This window comes from Beggiatoa leptomitoformis (assembly GCF_001305575.3).
Lineage (GTDB): Bacteria > Pseudomonadota > Gammaproteobacteria > Beggiatoales > Beggiatoaceae > Beggiatoa > Beggiatoa leptomitoformis.
The window spans coordinates 2,207,097-2,224,158 of record NZ_CP012373.2 but is presented as its reverse complement, the minus strand read 5'-3'; the positions used below and the strand labels follow the sequence as shown (position 1 = coordinate 2,224,158).

10 protein-coding genes are annotated in these 17,062 nt (G+C 39.6%); 7 read left to right on the top strand and 3 right to left on the bottom strand.

All coding sequences use genetic code 11. From position 1 onward, the window contains the following. The first annotated feature begins 173 nt into the window (after window positions 1-173). The 6 genes from AL038_RS09305 (at window position 174) to AL038_RS09280 (ending at window position 9,678) form a co-directional block, all read left to right on the top strand. The gene (locus AL038_RS09305; RefSeq protein ID WP_062152158.1) at window positions 174-2,885 is read left to right on the top strand and encodes an ATP-binding protein; all 2,712 of its coding nucleotides are present in this window, start codon (window positions 174-176) and stop codon (window positions 2,883-2,885) included. Window positions 2,886-2,964: 79 nt separating this feature from the next. Next, window positions 2,965-3,780 carry a C40 family peptidase gene (locus tag AL038_RS09300; RefSeq protein ID WP_062152156.1) on the top strand — a complete coding sequence of 272 codons (816 nt, stop codon included), beginning with the start codon at window positions 2,965-2,967 and terminating at the stop codon, window positions 3,778-3,780. Between the two features lie 3 nt (window positions 3,781-3,783). Next, a complete protein-coding gene (locus AL038_RS09295) occupies window positions 3,784-4,596 on the top strand; it encodes an ABC transporter ATP-binding protein (protein ID WP_062152154.1) in 813 nt (270 codons plus the stop codon). A 17-nt stretch (window positions 4,597-4,613) separates the two neighbouring features. Beyond that, entirely contained in the window at window positions 4,614-5,396 is a 783-nt protein-coding gene (gene mlaE, locus AL038_RS09290) for a lipid asymmetry maintenance ABC transporter permease subunit MlaE (protein ID WP_062152152.1), read from the top strand. Then, window positions 5,396-5,788: a YchJ family protein gene (locus AL038_RS09285; protein ID WP_062152148.1), complete on the top strand. Its 393-nt coding sequence runs from the start codon at window positions 5,396-5,398 to the stop codon at window positions 5,786-5,788. Before mlaE ends, AL038_RS09285 begins: the two co-directional genes overlap by 1 nt. A gap of 209 nt (window positions 5,789-5,997) precedes the next feature. Then, window positions 5,998-9,678 (top strand): PAS domain S-box protein, encoded by a 3,681-nt coding sequence (locus tag AL038_RS09280; protein WP_062152146.1) that lies wholly within the window; start codon window positions 5,998-6,000, stop codon window positions 9,676-9,678. A gap of 110 nt (window positions 9,679-9,788) precedes the next feature. Here AL038_RS09280 and AL038_RS09275 read toward each other — a convergent pair whose 3' ends face one another. Then, window positions 9,789-12,614 (bottom strand): two-partner secretion domain-containing protein, encoded by a 2,826-nt coding sequence (locus tag AL038_RS09275; protein WP_062152145.1) that lies wholly within the window; start codon window positions 12,612-12,614, stop codon window positions 9,789-9,791. Window positions 12,615-13,003: 389 nt separating this feature from the next. Here AL038_RS09275 and AL038_RS09270 point away from each other — a divergent pair, with 389 nt between their 5' ends. Beyond that, window positions 13,004-15,028, top strand: a complete 2,025-nt coding sequence (locus tag AL038_RS09270; protein WP_062152143.1) for a sigma-54-dependent Fis family transcriptional regulator — start codon at window positions 13,004-13,006, stop codon at window positions 15,026-15,028. 96 nt (window positions 15,029-15,124) lie between these two features. On the opposite strand, the gene AL038_RS09265 is transcribed toward AL038_RS09270, so the two are convergent. Next, complete coding sequence (locus tag AL038_RS09265; RefSeq protein WP_062152141.1) at window positions 15,125-15,544, bottom strand: F0F1 ATP synthase subunit epsilon; 420 nt, start codon at window positions 15,542-15,544, stop codon at window positions 15,125-15,127. A gap of 64 nt (window positions 15,545-15,608) precedes the next feature. After that, entirely contained in the window at window positions 15,609-16,985 is a 1,377-nt protein-coding gene (gene atpD, locus AL038_RS09260) for a F0F1 ATP synthase subunit beta (RefSeq protein WP_062152139.1), read from the bottom strand. Between the last annotated feature and the right edge of the window lie 77 nt (window positions 16,986-17,062).

The following is a 17,062-nucleotide window of genomic DNA, read 5'->3' as shown; positions in this document are numbered from 1 at the left end:
TGTCGTTAATTCCATATAATTTATAGGGAAGATAAGCGTTTATTTACTTGTTAAGATATATAAAACTGACACCTTGCAAAAATATTTATGATGCGTGTTTGAATAACCCTTAAAATGTACAGCACGTCTTATTAGCAATTCGTTGCTAAGGTGGAAGGAAGTTAAAATAAATTATGTCAAATATAATTCATTTCGCACAACAAACAACAAATAGGATACTTGCTGTTTTTCCTTTACGTGTTGTTTTAATTGTTCCTTTTTTAGCTCAATTAATTATTACCGTTGGATTAGTCGCTTGGCTCTCTTTTGCTAATGGACAAAAAGCGGTACAAGAACTCAGTCAAGCTTTACGAAGCGAAATTACTCAAAAAATTCAACAAAATTTAGCTGATTATCTTTCTGTTCCCTTTTATGTGGTTAAAAATAACCTTGCTTTACTGAATCAACATTTTTTAACAGCAAGCGATTTAACCAAATGGGAAAAATTATTCAGAGAGCAAATATATACTTATAAAACAATTAACTCTATCGCCTTAGCAAATGAGCAAAAAGAATTTGTTGCAATTCGTCGTATTGAAGCATCAAAACTAAGTTTTGCCCTGTCTAACGAAAAAACTAACTTTAACCTCATTAATTACGATTATTACACCAATCAAGAAATTGCACGCTCAGATAATTTTGACCCACGTTCACGTTCTTGGTATAAAAATCCTGTAAAATATAATGGGTTAAGGTGGAGTGATATATTTATCGCGCTAGATACAACTGCGCTACAACTCACTGTAGGCGTTCCCATTACCAATGTACAAGCACAACTATCAGGCGTTATTGCGAGTACATTACGGCTTACCTATATAAGTGATTTTCTAAAGAATTTAAAAATAGGCAAAACAGGACAAACTTTTATTATTGAACGTAATGGTATGTTAGTCGCCAGTTCTACAGGAGAAAATTTATTTAAAAAAGAAGATAATACGACTAAACGAATGGCTGTAACCGAAAGCACTAATGCATTAACCAGATATATCGCCGATGTTTTATTACAACGTTTTACACAACTATCTACCATACAGACTGAACAACAAATTGATTTTGTTTGGTCAGATGCGCGTTATTTTCTGCAAGTAACCCCTTATCAAGACGATTATGGGCTAGACTGGCTGATTGTAGTCTTAATTCCCGAAGCGGATTTTATGGCGCAAATTCATACAAATACACGGGTTACTTTCGTTTTATCTTTACTCGCCTTAATTATCGCTATTTTTGTCGGCTTACTGACGGCTCGCTGGGTTATTAAACCTATTTTAGAATTAAATCATGCAGCTCAAAATCTGGCGAATGGACAATGGCAAGCACAATCTTTATTACAAACCCAACGACAAGATGAGCTTGGACAACTTGCCAACTCTTTTCAACGCATGGCAGACCAGCTTTATATCTCTTTTAAAAACTTGGAAAATGAAGTTGTTGCACGTACTCAAGCCCAAGCATCGGCTGAAGCAGCGAATCGTGCAAAAAGCACTTTTTTAGCGACAATGAGTCATGAACTACGCACCCCATTAAATGGTATTTTAGGCTATACCCAGATTTTAGAAGATGATGAAAATTTAACGTTAGAACAACAAGAAGGCATTAAAACAATTCAACGCAGCGGTGAATATTTATTAACATTAATTAACGATATTTTAGATTTAACGAAAATAGAAGCAAACCGTTTAGAACTATATCCAAGCAGTTTTAAATTAAAACAATTTTTAGAAGAGCTAGTGATTTTTTTCAAAACCAATGCCCAACAGAAAAATGTGACTTTTTTGTATGAGGCACTCACCCTTTTACCCCGTTTTATCTGTACTGACGAAAAACGCTTGCGCCAAGTTTTGATTAATTTACTTAGCAATGCGGTTAAATTTACTGCACGCGGTGGCATTACTTTCCGAGTGAGCTATCTTGATGAAAAATTATGTTTCCAAATAGAAGATACAGGCGTAGGAATTTCACCTGAGGATTTAATACATATTTGTGAATCATTCAAACAAGTTGGCGACCCAAAGTATCGTCCAGATGGCACAGGATTGGGTTTGTCGATTACGAAACGATTATTAGCACTATTAGGTGGAGAACTACTTATAAATAGCGAGCTTGGAAAAGGTAGTTGTTTCAGTTTTTGTTTACATTTATCGGAAATAGTTGAGTTGGAAAAACCAACAGAAACGCCATTAGCCATTGGTTATACTGGCACACCGCGTAAAATTTTGGTCATCGATGATCACTGGGAAAATAGAGCATTATTAAACAGTTTATTAAAACCACTAGGATTTGAAATGATTGAAGCCGTGAATGGGGCTGATGGCTTAGAAAAAGCGAAATACTATATCCCTGATTTAATTGTGACTGACTTTGTTATGCCTGTGATGGATGGGTTTGAAGTTGTTAGACAATTACGTAAAATTCCAGCGTTAAAAAATATTCCAATTATTGCGGATTCTATGAGTTTATTAGATTATCCACAAAATACCGTTTCTAACATAGAAATTAATGCTTTTTTACCTAAACCAATAAAAATTGAAATATTATTGGCCATTTTAGAAAAACAGTTAGCATTGACATGGATATATAAAAAGCCTCAAGGTATATTGTCGGAAAATGTTGAACAGAATGCCACACAGTACATTGATAAAACAATCATATTACCTTCACCAACGATGCTTCGTTCCTTACACGAATTAGCAACAATGGGGCATATTAATGGTATTTTTAAACAATTAAATCATTTAGAAACCATGGATAAGCAGTTTTCCCCTTTTGTGAAACAAATTCACGTGCTTGCAAAGGGATTTCAGCTAGATGAAATTTGCGCGTTGATTGAGCAGTATTTGCAACAGTGATAAAACAATAATCATCGTTGTAATATTGGATGATAACCAACAAATTTACTTTAGATAAATAAGATATGGAGTAACCATTATGCAAGTTGAGCGTAAAAAATCATTTGTGGAAAAACTGTTGACATTCTTAAGCCGTTTGAAAGGTTACAAATCACCTTTATTTATTGTTTATCAACCGCATAGTTTTTTGATAAAAGGTAAAGATACGCAAGAGGTGATGCACTTGATTAAACCGGGTGACATTCTTTTACGAACATATAACAATTATTTAGATAAATATTTTGTTAAGGGTACGTTTACCCATGCAGGTTTATATTTAGGCGAAGTAACGGAAAATCATTTACGCCAAATTGCTAAAGTTGATAAACCCGAACGTTATGCAACAGGTACGCAAATGGTCATTCATGCCTTAGCAGATACGGTGATTTTGGAGGATTTAATTCAATTTTGTCGTTGTGATGCGTTGGCAATTTTGCGTTTCCCGCAACAATTGGTGTTGCAAAAAGGGCGTATTCCCCCCGATACCGTTTTAAATTATTTAACTGAATATGCTAAAGTTGAAGCTAAAAGTCATCAAGCAGCTGTATTAAAAGCTGAAATAGATATTATGACGCGACTTGCACAAGGGGATAGTTTACACTTTGACACTTTATTTAAAATTATTTATCGCGTTGCATTAAGTGAGTTGATAACACCGCATCCTGCTGATTTTGGTTTTGATAATTTTTCTCCATTGTCGTGTACAGAACTTATTTATTTTGCCACTAAAAGTATTTGCTGGAATTATGACATTGAACCCACAAAACAAAAGATTTTTTTCCAACAACGGCGTGTCATTGAAGCTGATACATTTACCAACACTGATTTAGAAGAAGTCTGGAAAAAAGTAGGATAAAGCATGACAGAAACAGCAAATGATAGTTTGGTTAAAGTACGGGGTTTACGCTTTTCTCGCGGTAAACACCTTATTTTTGATAATGTCGATATGGATATTCCGCGCGGCAAAATTACGGCCATTATGGGTCCTAGCGGTACGGGAAAAACAACGCTTTTAAGTCTTATCGGACGACAATTGCGTCCCCAAGCAGGCACAATTGAAGTAAATGGCTTGGATATTAATAAGTTATCTTTAAATGAATTATATAAAATTCGTAAGCAGATGGGCATGTTGTTTCAAAGTGGTGCGTTATTAACAGACCTTACGGTTTTTGAAAACGTCGCTTTTCCTTTAAGGGAACATACGCAGTTATCGGAAGCCTTGATTAGAAACTTGGTGTTGATGAAATTACAAGCCGTTGGTTTACGTAATGCCCGTGCGTTAATGCCTAGCCAATTATCAGGTGGAATGGCGCGCCGTGTTGCATTGGCTCGTGCGTTAGTGCTTGACCCAACAATGATTATGTATGATGAGCCATTTACAGGACAAGACCCAATTTCTATGGGGGTGTTAGTTCGTTTGATTAGTTCGATTAATAAGTCGTTGGGGGTAACTAGTTTGATTGTGTCGCATGATATTCATGAAACGGCCAGTATTGCCGATAAAATCTACATTATTGCGAATGGTAAAGTGGTTGGTGAAGGGCATCCTGATGAGTTACGTCAATCAAGCTCCGCGTGGGTACGGCAATTTATCAATGCTGAACCTGATGGACCTGTTCCTTTTCATTATCAGGGAATGGATTATGAAACCGATTTATTGGGCGATAAGTAGTGTGGAGCAACTCAGTGATGTTAGACCAATTTCAACAGATAGGTAGTCAAACACTTGCGCTTTTCGAACGGTTAGGGCGGAGTGTGCTTTTTATGTTGCATCTGCTTAGCGGTTTACCCAGTTTATTGTTGCGTCCGCGTTTGGTGGTCATGCAATTGTATTCTGTTGGGGTTTTGTCTTTAAGCCTTATTTTGGTATCAGGTTTGTTTGTTGGCATGGTGCTTGGTTTGCAAGGTTATAATATTTTAGTTAATTTTAACGCGACAGAAATGTTAGGTGTCATGGTTTCTTTGTCCTTGTTGCGGGAGTTAGGGTCTGTATTGACGGCTATTTTATTTGCAGGACGTGCAGGTTCAGCACTGACGGCAGAAATCGGTTTAATGAAAGCAACAGAACAGCTTGCCGCGATGGAAATGATGGCCGTTAATCCTTATCACCGTGTTATGGCACCGCGTTTTGTGGCGGGTGTATTGGCAATGCCTTTGTTAGCCGCGATGTTTAATATGATAGGTATTTTTGGGGGGCATTTAGTTGTTGTTAATTTGCTCGGGGTAGATTCGGGTTCTTACTGGTCACAAATGCAAAGCACGGTTGAACTGTATGATGATATTTTTAATGGTTTACTTAAAAGTTTTGTGTTTGGTATTGCCGTAACTTGGATTGCCGTTTTTGAAGGTTATGATTGTTTACCTACGTCTGAAGGTGTCAGTCGTGCGACAACGCGCACGGTTGTTTATTCTGCACTGGCAACGCTTGCGTTAGATTTTATGTTGACAGCTATCATGTTTAGTGATGTTTAATGGCAAAAAAAACGATAATAACCACTTGTCCGTGTGGTTCTGGTCAAGTTTTACAACGCTGTTGTGAGCCTTATTTACAAAGGCAAGATTATCCACTGACAGCAGAAGCCTTAATGCGCTCTCGTTATACCGCTTATGTATTGGGAAATGTTGATTATTTGCAGACAACATGGCATCCAAACACACGTCCTGCAACGTTGATACTTGATGACTCATGTCGTTGGGTAGCCTTAGAAGTTGTAAAAACCCAAGCGGGTAAAGCGACAGATATTCAGGGTACTGTCCATTTTAGAGCCTATTATAAACTTGCGACGGGACGTGGCGGTCGTTTAGAAGAAATTAGCCAATTTGAACGAATTGACCAACAATGGTTTTATCTGATGGGCGAATGATGTGAATAATTGGCGTGATAATTGCCATTGTCTTTTCAATGTGATTATTTCCATAACATCCTTTGTTAATGCGTAAAAGCTATCATTATTTCTAACGAAAACTCCTTTATACTAGGCTATAAGAACTAGGATTAACCGCCCCATTCTCGCTATAGCGATTCCTATAACAGTGGGCAATACGGCACAACCACCGTAGAGGATTAGATTGCATGGCAGTGAACAACCCTCGTCACTCACGCTTTTTCTGGCGTTCATCCGCAATGTTCGGCATTCTTGATATGGAGTGTCAATTTAAGGAAGTGAACGCTGCTTGGGAAAAAACGCTAGGCTTATCCACAGGGCAATTGTTGGCAAAGACTTTTTTTGCCTTTGTTCATCAGGAAGATCAGCCTTCAACCAAATATTATTTTGAGCAGCTAGAAAAAGGCATGGCTTCGGTGTCGTTTGCCTGTCGTTTCCGTCATCATGATGGAACTTATCGCCAGATTCTGTGGGAAATCAATGGTGCAGCATCGCAAGAATATGCTTATCATGCTGTTGGTATGGACATCACAGGACGTGAGCAACCGATGATTGCTGATGAAATCCTGAGCGTGTTGCAAGAGGGTGTTGTGTTGCAATATGCGAATGGAACTATCGGCGCGTGTAATCCAAGTGCTGAGCAAATTATTGGTTTACCTGCGGAACAGATGATGGGTTGGACTCTTATAGACCCTGATTGGCGGGCAATTCATGAAGATGGTTCACCCTTTCCAACAGAAACACATCCTGCTATTTGTACTTTACGCACGGGACAAGCCTATTCTGATGTGGTGATGGGTGTTGTGAAATCGGATGAGAGTATATTTTGGTTACGGGTTAATTCTTATCCTTTGTGGCGGGATGATGTGACTACGCCGTATGCGGTCGTCATTTCTTTTTCGGATATTAGTCATTATAAGGAAAATGAGCTGACTATTCGTAAGGAAATTCAGAAGCGTAGCAGTTCTCCTGAGACAGTGACGGATAATAATTATGAGTTATGGGATTGGAATTTAGACAGTAATGAGGTGTATTTTTCTAGCCGTTGGAAAAAAATGTTGGGGTTTGAAGAGGCTGAATTGCCAAATCATATTGATACATGGCATCAACGTATTCATCCTTCAGATTATAAAAAAGTCATGGCGGATATACAAAATCACTTAGAAGGGGTTACACCCGTTTGTGAAAATACGCATCGTTTGCAACATAAGGATGGAAGTTATCGGTGGATTTTGAGCCGTGCTGTGTTGGTACGTGATGCGAATGGTAAGCCACAACGCATGGTTGGTACGCATATTGACGTTACTGAAACGCGACGGGTAGAGGAAGAATTACAAGAGACGGAGAAAAAATATCGGCAGTTGCTTGAAGTAGAAAATAATGCTGTATTTATGATTGACGCGGAATCTACAGGGATTTTAGAGCTAAATAAAGCGGCTGTGCAGATGTATGGTTATGGGCGTAATGATTTGCTCAAAATGAAGACCTTGGATTTATCTGCACAACCTGAAAAAACGGCTAAATCCATTAAAAAGGGTCTGAAATATACGTCGCAGCAGTATCATAAAAAAGAAGATGGTACGGTTTTTCCTGTAGAAGTGACTGCAAACCCCTTTATTTGGCGTGGAAAACAAGTCTTAATGTTGATTGTGCATGATATTAGCGAACGCCAAAAAATTGAAACGGCGTTGTGGGAAAGTGAGTCTAAATATCGGCAATTGTTTGAGGCATCTTCTAACCCTACAATTGTTTTTGATGCGAATACACAGCAAATTTTTGATGTGAATCATGCGGCTGTTGATTTATATGGTTTTAGTAAGGAAGATTGGTTACGGCTAAAAACAGAGGAAGTGTCCGCCGAGTCGATGAAACAACGTTCAGCGTTTGGGGGGGGGACAACGAAAAAAGTTCAAACTATCCCTTTACGTTGGCATCGGAAGAAAGATGGTACGGTGTTTCCTGTAGAAATTTCTACGGGTAATACTTATTTGTTTCAAGGACGTTCATTAATCTGTGCGACGGTGCGTGATATTACAGAGCGTAAAGCGGCCGAAGAGGCTTTGCGTAAAGAACGCGATTTTATCAATATGTTGGTGCAAGCCTCGCCTGCTTTTTTCTTTGCGCTTGAGCCTGATGGTAAAATTCGTTTGATGAATAAGGCGATGTTGAACGCATTGGGTTATGTATTAGATGAGGTTGCAGGTAAGGAATATTTAACGTTTGTACCAGAAAGTGAACGTGGCATTGTCGCAACAGAATTCGATACGTTACGCAAATCAATGCAGCCCTCTTTGTTAGAAAGTCATGTCATTAGTAAATCAGGCGTGCCTTTGTTGGTAGAGTGGCATAGTCGCGCGATTGTTAAGGCAAATGGTGCATTAGATTATATCTTTGGTGTTGGTATCGATGTGACTGAGCGCAAAAAAGCGCAAGGACATTTGCGATTATTTAAGTCTATTATTGAGTCATCTGCTGAAGCTATTTTTGTTAGTAATCCCGAAGGACAAGTGGTTTACGTCAATCCTGCACATGAAAAACTCTTGGGTTATTCCACAAAAGATTCTCGTCAGATGAATTATCGGACTTATTATTCAGATTCATCGTTGATGGTTTGGGAAAGTGATGTTGTACCCGCTTTAGAAGAGGGCGGAAGTTGGGAAGGAGAGTTAGAGGTTCATACGCAAGAGGGGCAACTTTTCCCTGTGTGGGAACGGGTGGATGCGGTACGGGATACAGGTGGCAATATTTTATTTAGTTTTGGTTTGTTGCATGATATTAGCGAACAGCAACGTACACGCGACACGTTGTACAAGCAGGCAGAGGAAAATCACGTTATTCTCAATACGATACCTGCTTTTATTTGGTATCGTGATAGGGAAAACCAGTTGGTAAGACAAAATTTATTAGCCGATACAACATTTGGAACAGGTAATCCGTTGGTTATGCAACTGACGGATGGTAAAGATGTATTGCGTAATGGACTGGCTCAGTTTGGTATTATACAAACTTATCCAACTAAAACAGGCGATGCGGTACGCTTGAAAATTGATAAATTGCCTTATCATGACGGCTTGGGGCGTGTCAGTGGGGTTATCGTCTATGCCATACAATTGCAAGATAATATGTCTTTATCTGCGAATAAACCGACTGATGAGAGTGTTTATGAGGCTTTGCAAAAGCTGCCGTTTATGCTCATGGCTTTTGATAAAGAAAGAACCTTAATGGTTTGGAATGAAATGTGTACTACTATAACGGGTTATAGTGGTGAGGAAATGGTGGGTGATCCTGCCGCGCTCAAGCAGCTTTATCCCAGTATCGATCAATTAGAGGACATTTTATTTAGCACTAGTAATCAAGCGTCATTCCATTGGGAAAGTTTACTCACAGCAAAAGATGGACAATTAAAAAATGTCGTTTGGTACGATTTAGCTAAATATTTTGCATTGCCTAAGTGGTTTACATGGTATTTAGGCTATGAAATCCCGCTAGATAGTTATGATGATGATGCATTGCATGATGATGATGTGATGTTATCGGCGGTTTTTGATGCGAGTAAACTGGGTTTATGCTTAACGGATGATCGAGGACGTTTTTTACGTGTTAATCGGACATACGCAGAGTTTTATGGGTATCGTCAAGATGAGTTATTAGGGCAACCATTCACGCTAGTTTTACCGTCTAACACACACAGTGAGGCAGTTCGTGAATATTACAGTTTGTTGATGACCAATGAGCAGGCCATTATGTATAGGCAGCGTAATGAACAGCATCGTACAGGCGCGATTTTCGAGACCAACGTAATGGCAAGTCGGGTTATTTTAAATGATAAACGACGTTTATTATTAAGTGTGGTAAACAAGGTTATTTAATCAAATTATTGGCTTTAATTAGTTGATAGTCCGCGTTTTAATGTTTATACGTAATGATATTAGCGTGAATAAATTCGCGCTAATATCTTGCCTGTATAAAGTTTCATGTCTTAGGCTGTTTTCTTCCCACAACGAACTTGTACAAATAATTGTCCGCTCAAATCGGGTAGTTTTGTGGTTTTTTGTGCGACCTCTGTCGATTTGGACGGGGTATAAGCGGTCATGGTGCGCAAGTCGCGCGGGGTTTTGCCTATCCCTTGTAAACTCCGTACGATAAAACGACTTTCTAATTGTTCCCCTAGCCCGCCGCATTTAGCTTGTAATTGAGTCGTTGCATTTAAAAAGTTAGTGGGCAAGCTAATAACATTACCGCTTATGTCGACAATGGGTGAGGTAATGACAATTTTTCCAGAAATTCCCTTTTTTGAACTGGCATCAACTTGCGTTTGGGCGGCGGTCGAGGCTAAAAATTGGTCGGTTGTAACGGTGATATTACCACCATTGCCATCAGCTGCTTGTGCAACAATTTGTCCTTTATCAATAATGACAAAGTGGGGGGATTGGATGGTGATATTGCCGCCATTTCCTGTTCCACCACGAACACTGGTAGTAATGTTACCGCCATCACGTAAATAAATTTGGGTTGGAATGGTTAGGATAATGTTGCCACCGTCTGCATTTTGTGTGGAGGTGTTAATACTGCCCCCCTCTTTTAATGTTAACGTTTGAGCGGTCAGGTGTATCTCGCCTGCTTGTCCTGCATTTGTCTCAGTGCTTTCCGAATTGGCATAAATACCCGCATGGCGCATTTTACCTTCCAGAATTGTGCTACCACTAATTTCAACGGTGTCTGCATTTATCTCTATGAGATTACTTGCACCAGTTCCATTGGTTGAACTGGCAATAAGTGAACCGTTCATTGTCAGATTTTTGGCATCAATTTTGATGTTGCCAGACTGACCTGCATTTTCAATATCTGCATTACTAGAGGTTGCTTGAATTACCGTGGGATAAGCAAATTCTTTTTGAAGTTCCCCTGCTTGCATGTTTAATGTATCACTAATCTGTAAGGTAATCGTTCCGCCATTACCACTCCCTTCTGTAGAACTAGAGAGATTTGCCCCATTAAGCATGTACAAATTATCAGCGATGATGCTCACTGTGCCTGCATTTCCACTACCGCGCGTTGTAGTGGTGATAAAACCATTATTCATATCGACATTTTTTGCTTGAATCATTACAGCCCCTGCATTACCACTTGTTTCTAGGGTTGTATTGGTTGACGCGGCAAAAATACCGCTGGTGGTGGTTCGGGAGGGAATATCGCCTTCATCAGTATGTTCAGCCACTGGTTTATCCTTCACTTCATCTATAATGTCCTTTGGGTCTTCTAAGGGATTACCTATATTTGCATTGCCTATTGTTAATGTATCACTTGCGGCAATCGCAATTACCCCACCATTTCCACCGCCCGAGGTACTACTGCTAATTTGTCCTCCATCCGTTAGGCGCATATTCTTTGTTTCAATCGCAATTAATCCTGCATCGCCTGCGTTTTCTGAGGTATCGGTGGAATTGACAAACAAACCACTATAAGGATTATTGTCAGTATCTACCATTGTGCTGCCATTGATATCAATTTCATCTGCTTTAACAAGAATTCCGCCAGCATCGCCCCATCCGCCAGATGAACTATCCAGTTTTCCACCATCATGCAGTAGTAAAACGGGGGTTTCTACATAAATAATGCCTGCTTGTCCTGCATTTTCGCTGGTACTTAACGTATTTGCTGAAATTTGACTCGTTCGTATTTCATCATTATTAGATTCGTCTTTTTTTGTTCCACCAATATCTACAAATTCTTCAGCAAAAATATAAACATTGCCTCCTTTACCGCTACCATTTGTTAATGTTGTGATAAAGCTGTTTTCTAATTTAAGCGAGTTAATTTGCATCGTGATACTGCCACTATCTTCATTATTGATGATATCGGGATTAGTATCATCTATAGATAAATCAAGCACACCACCACTCATTAATAAACTATTCCTAACAATAAATTTTCCGCCATAGATATATAAGTCCCCCGCTTTTTGCGTATTAACGGTTAGTGTTTCGTTATTCACGTTAGCACCCGATACCAATAAGTAGCTATCATCAATGGTGATATTACCGCGTGCTGTTGTGGAACTTACATCCATATTTTCTTCGCCTGCTTCTGCATTAAATGAAACTATTCCTTGGTTGGCTAAACTAACCAGTGCTATACGTTTAGAAACAGCCCATAACAAACTATCTTTAATATTAATTTCACCTCCCGTTAACGTAATGTTATTATTAAAACTAATCATTTTTGTACTTTGCAAATCAATGCTTGCAGGTGTATTTGTTAAAAAACCATAAGCACTGGGAGGCGCGCTACTCAAGATACTCTGTTCAGGAAAACGTGCGTTAAATTCCCCATCCGTTCCTAACATAAGGGTATCTGCGGTGGACACATGAAATGAACTGAATAGTTCGATCTGTGAGTTTTCACCAAAAATAACGCCGTATGGATTGAGAAAAAATAAGTTACCGTCAACGAGATCCGATCTTAATGTTCCATCGATAAAAGAAGCACTACCACCAGTTACCCGACTAATAATATTCTGTATCTCAGCGCCTTGCCCTACTGTAAAATCAGCTATTTCGCCAGATTGTAAATTAAACTCCTTAAAACTATAAAATAAATTGCTCCCATACTGCGCGCCCAAATTAGGCGTAATCACAAAGGCATTTTGTTCTCCCTTATTTGGTGTTGATATTAATGATTCATTAATCCGTGTTGCTTCTGTTGCTGTACCAATGGTGCCATCTAACACAATATCAGCCTGTGCTATATAGCTAAAAATGAAGCTTAGCGAGACGGTAACGACGTAAAAAAGGTATTTCGTCATATTATTTTCCTCAACCACAACGTTACTTTTACTAGCTACATTGGGTGACACGATTATTGAAAATATTTCATCTATTTAACAGAATAGTGCATTTATAAAAATTGGCTTTCTTTAAAAACTAAATTAATCCTTAAAATTAAAGGATAGATTGGTATTTAGTCTTATTAATAGGGGGAAAACTTGGGTTTTTTACACATTTAAATCTGTTTATGAAAAACATTATATGGCTGAAAAATATATATATTATCTTGAAAAACATAAAAATTAACACTAGCGTTTTTATTAAGCGTGTGCCACACTGTTATTTGACTGTTACATTTCTGTAACACATGAATAACAATTATAATGACACACTTTTTCACAGACCAAATATCAGGGGATGTCAGGATATGATATTTGATGCAGTTACTCACCACCATGTTCAACAAATCTATTCCAATATAGATAAACAAGGTCTTACAGAAAAACTGGAGGCACAAATTGCCCGCTCGTGGGAAAGATGCGTCCAAAGTTATCGTATAGACCCAGAAGCACCACGGAAGCCACTGATTATTGAACATGCAGAACTAACAGACCATCGTGAACGCATTGATGAATTGTTAGGTGACTTCGCCAAAGAAGAAATGGCTCAGTTATATCAACGCATTGTTGGTTCAGGATATTCAGTTATCCTAACGAATAGCGATGGTATTATTGTCAATTATGTTGGCGACCCAACGCTCACAGAATATTTTAATCGCTCAGGCTTATTACCGGGGGCTATTTGGACGGAAGAAAAAGAAGGAACCAATGGGATTGGTACATGTCTTTATGAAAAATCTCCCGTTATTGTTTGTCGTGAGGAACATTTCCGCACCTCTCACACTATTCTAACGTGTTCTGCTGCCCCTATTTTTGATGCGCAAGGTGATTTACTCGCCGTGTTGGATGTCTCCTCAACCAGTGCGCAAGACTCTCGAGAAAGCCACCGTCATACAGCGGCTTTGGTTAATATTTCCGCTCGTCAAATTGAGAACTTTGGCTTCATTCGTCAATGTCAACACCATTGGATTTTACATTTCCATCCAAAGTCTTACTATATCGGACATGTAACAGAAGGCCTACTTGCTATTGATGAAGCTGGACATGTTATCGCAGCTAATCAAAACGCTGTGCATTATTTTAATAAAAATAGAACTGAATTTATTGGTAAAAACATTAGTGAGTTATTTACAACAAGTTTAACATTACTAATGACTTATACAAATCGTCAACCAAATGGGCTACAACTGGTTTACGATGCTCAACACGGACATCCTTATCATACCCAGCTACAATTTCCTAAACGTCGTAGTGTTCCTAGCACGAGCATTCAACGGATTCCGACAACACAAATGCCCTTATGCATGACATTAGAAGCTTTAGCGGGTAAAGACCCAAGTATGGCTTTTAACGTACGGTATGCACAAAAGGTAATGAATAAAAATATTCCTATCCTCTTACAAGGGGAAACAGGAACAGGCAAAGAAGCCCTTGCAAAAGCCATTCACGAAGCTAGCCAACGCAGACATAAATCTTTTGTTGCCTTAAACTGTGCGGCAATTCCAGAATCATTAATCGAAAGCGAATTGTTTGGTTATAAACATGGCGCGTTTACAGGCGCGCGACGTGAAGGGATGCGTGGCAAAATTCTACAATCACATGGTGGAACACTGTTTTTAGATGAAATTGGCGATATGCCTTTAACACTTCAAACTCGACTGTTACGGGTATTAGAAGAAAAAGAAGTATTACCACTAGGAAGTGAAGTACCTATTGCGATTGATCTTACTGTTGTCAGTGCAACACATCACAATTTGCCAAGACTGATTGCAGAAGGTGCTTTTCGTGAAGATTTATATTATCGGCTCAATGGCATTACGCTAACCTTACCCTCACTACGCGAACGTACTGATATTGATTCGCTAATCCATTGCGCGCTAGCGGCTGAAAATACAGAAAATGAGGCCATAGAGATAGAAGCTGAAGCTTTTGAGTTATTAGCAAGTTATAACTGGCCGGGTAATATCCGCCAATTGCGTAATGTTATTCGCACGGCGTTAGCACTACAAACAGGAAATCTGGTCACACGTCATGATTTACCACCAGAAATTACCTGTAGACCGCTTCTCTCTTTGCGTACATCGCTTATTGATGTTGCGGACATGTCCAACACAGTACCGCACTCCAGTATTACAACACCTGCCGTTTCACGTGTTCAACCGCCATCAACAACAGATATTCCTGATTTAGATTCAGCAGAAAAAAATGTTATCTTACAAACATTAGAGCATCATCGCTGGAATATCACGAATACTGCGGTGAGCTTAAAAATGAGTCGTAACACGCTTTATCGAAAAATGAAGAAGCACGCTATCGCGTTGTCAAGTTTATAACAAGTTGTTTAGGGGGATTTAAAAGAGGATGTATCTATTGATACATTTGTTAAGGAATAAAAACCCCTTTCTCCATTATAGAGAAAGGGACAAATATTATCGTCTACCCCGCAAGCGTTGAATAGCTTGCAGTTGTGCCATCGCCTCGCTTAACTCGGCTTGAGCACGAGAATAATCAATATCCGATTTTTTATCTGCCAACAGCTTTTCAGCACGTTGTTTTGCTTCTAAGGCGGCTGCTTCATCCAAATCTTTCGCACGTAACGCGGTATCCGCTAATACAGTGATCATATGTGGTTGAACTTCAAGCATACCACCCGACACATAAAAACCTTCCTCTGTGCCATCTTCTTTTTTGACCCGTACTTCACCTGCACGTAACGGACTCAATAAAGGAGCATGACGAGGGGTTACACCCACATCACCCATAACGGCGGGGGCGATCACCATTGTAGCCAGCCCTGAATATAAATCAGATTCAGCACTTACTATATTAATGTGAATGGTCATTGTCATTCTAAGCTCCTCAGTAACCAGAGGGCGGTTATCGACAGATTAACGGTCAATAACCGTACACTGCTTATAATTTCTTGGCTCTTTCAACAGCTTCTTCAATCGAACCTACCATGTAGAACGCTTGTTCTGGTAAGTGATCATATTCACCATTGACAATTGCCTTGAAACCACTGATGGTATCTTTCAGGGATACGTATTTACCAGGACTGCCTGTAAACACTTCAGCAACGAAGAAAGGTTGAGATAAGAAACGTTGAATCTTACGCGCACGAGCAACCGTCAATCTATCTTCTTCGGATAACTCGTCCATCCCCAAAATAGCGATGATGTCTTTTAACTCTTTATAACGTTGTAAAGTCCCTTGAACAGCGCGGGCTGTTTCATAGTGTTCTTGACCAACGACTAAAGGGTCCAATTGACGGCTAGTAGAATCCAATGGATCAACTGCAGGATAAATCCCTAACTCAGCAATCTGCCGTGATAACACAACTGTCGCATCTAAGTGAGCGAAGGTTGTTGCAGGTGATGGGTCGGTTAAATCGTCAGCAGGCACATATACTGCCTGAATAGAAGTAATAGAACCTGTTTTCGTAGAAGTAATACGCTCTTGTAATGCGCCCATTTCCTCTGCTAACGTCGGTTGATAACCCACTGCAGAAGGCATACGTCCTAATAATGCAGATACTTCTGTTCCTGCAAGGGTATAACGATAAATATTGTCAATAAATAACAACACATCGCGCCCTTCATCACGGAAATACTCGGCCATGGTCAAACCAGACAGGGCAACCCGCAAACGGTTTCCTGGGGGTTCATTCATCTGACCATAAACGAGAGAGACTTTGTCTAACACGCCGCCTTCACTCATTTCATGATAGAAGTCATTCCCTTCACGTGTCCGCTCGCCAACCCCAGCAAACACAGAATAACCACTGTGTTCGATAGCGATGTTACGAATCAATTCCATCATGTTGACGGTCTTGCCGACACCTGCACCACCGAACAGACCAACTTTCCCCCCTTTCGCAAAGGGGCAAACCAAGTCAATAACCTTGATACCTGTTTCTAACAACTCAGTGCTAGCAGATAAGTCTTCGTAACGTGGGGCTTTACGATGAATTCCCCAACGATGTTCTTCACCAATAGGACCTTTTTCATCAATAGGATTACCTAAGACATCCATGATGCGACCTAACGTTTTTTGTCCAACAGGTACACTAATAGGTGAACCCGTGTTTTTAACGGATAACTCACGACGCATCCCATCGGTTGTACCCATGGCGATAGTCCGTACAACGCCGTCGCCTAATTGTTGCTGGACTTCTAATGTTAAATTAGCTTCTTCCACCAACAAGGCATCATAGACTTTGGGAACAGCGTCGCTAGGAAACTCGACATCGATCACCGCGCCAATGATTTGCACTATTTTGCCTGAACTCATTTGTTTAAGTTCCTCTCATATCTTTAAATTGCGAGTATTCTATACGCAGTTTTCAGTAAGCATTGCTTACCGTGACT

Excerpts from the sequence above, each read along its gene's own strand:
- AL038_RS09305 (WP_062152158.1), top strand. The coding sequence starts at position 174 with ATGTCAAATATAATTCATTTCGCACAACAAACAACAAATAGGATACTT.
- AL038_RS09300 (WP_062152156.1), top strand. The coding sequence starts at position 2,965 with ATGCAAGTTGAGCGTAAAAAATCATTTGTGGAAAAACTGTTGACATTC.
- AL038_RS09295 (WP_062152154.1), top strand. The coding sequence starts at position 3,784 with ATGACAGAAACAGCAAATGATAGTTTGGTTAAAGTACGGGGTTTACGC.
- mlaE (WP_062152152.1), top strand. The coding sequence starts at position 4,614 with ATGTTAGACCAATTTCAACAGATAGGTAGTCAAACACTTGCGCTTTTC.
- AL038_RS09285 (WP_062152148.1), top strand. The coding sequence starts at position 5,396 with ATGGCAAAAAAAACGATAATAACCACTTGTCCGTGTGGTTCTGGTCAA.
- AL038_RS09280 (WP_062152146.1), top strand. The coding sequence starts at position 5,998 with ATGGCAGTGAACAACCCTCGTCACTCACGCTTTTTCTGGCGTTCATCC.
- AL038_RS09275 (WP_062152145.1), bottom strand. The coding sequence starts at position 12,614 with ATGACGAAATACCTTTTTTACGTCGTTACCGTCTCGCTAAGCTTCATT.
- AL038_RS09270 (WP_062152143.1), top strand. The coding sequence starts at position 13,004 with ATGATATTTGATGCAGTTACTCACCACCATGTTCAACAAATCTATTCC.
- AL038_RS09265 (WP_062152141.1), bottom strand. The coding sequence starts at position 15,544 with ATGACAATGACCATTCACATTAATATAGTAAGTGCTGAATCTGATTTA.
- atpD (WP_062152139.1), bottom strand. The coding sequence starts at position 16,985 with ATGAGTTCAGGCAAAATAGTGCAAATCATTGGCGCGGTGATCGATGTC.